Consider the following 532-nt stretch of genomic DNA (forward strand, 5'->3'; position numbering starts at 1 on the left):
GGTGTCGTACTCGTTCGGGTTCGAGGGGCCGGCGGTGACCGTGGACACGGCGTGTTCGTCGTCGCTGGTGGCGTTGCACCTGGCGGCGCAGTCGCTGCGGTCGGGGGAGTGTGACCTGGCCCTGGCCGGCGGCGTCACGGTCATGTCCACCCCCGGCGCGTTCGTGGAGTTCTCCCGCCAGCGGGGCCTTTCCGCCGATGGGCGGTGTCGGTCGTTCGCGGAGTCGGCGGACGGGACCGGTTGGGGTGAGGGCGTCGGGGTGTTGCTGGTGCAGCGGTTGTCGGACGCGCGTCGGGAGGGCCGTCGGGTTCTGGCGGTGGTGCGGGGTAGTGCGGTGAATCAGGATGGTGCGTCGAATGGGTTGACGGCGCCGAATGGTCCGTCGCAGCAGCGGGTGATTCGGCAGGCGCTCGCGTCGGCCCGGTTGTCGGTGGTGGATGTGGATGTGGTGGAGGCGCACGGTACGGGTACGTCGTTGGGTGATCCGATTGAGGCGCAGGCGTTGTTGGCGACCTATGGTCAGGGTCGTGAT

Annotated in this window: 1 protein-coding gene; it reads left to right on the plus strand. The window is 69.4% G+C overall.

Annotation, left to right across the window (positions count from 1 at the left end; all coding sequences use genetic code 11):
- On the plus strand, window positions 1-532 hold a 532-nt coding region (locus SNR22_RS29200), incomplete at both ends, for a polyketide synthase (RefSeq protein WP_320069898.1).

Source organism: Micromonospora sp. RTGN7, assembly GCF_033804645.1.
GTDB lineage: Bacteria > Actinomycetota > Actinomycetes > Mycobacteriales > Micromonosporaceae > Micromonospora.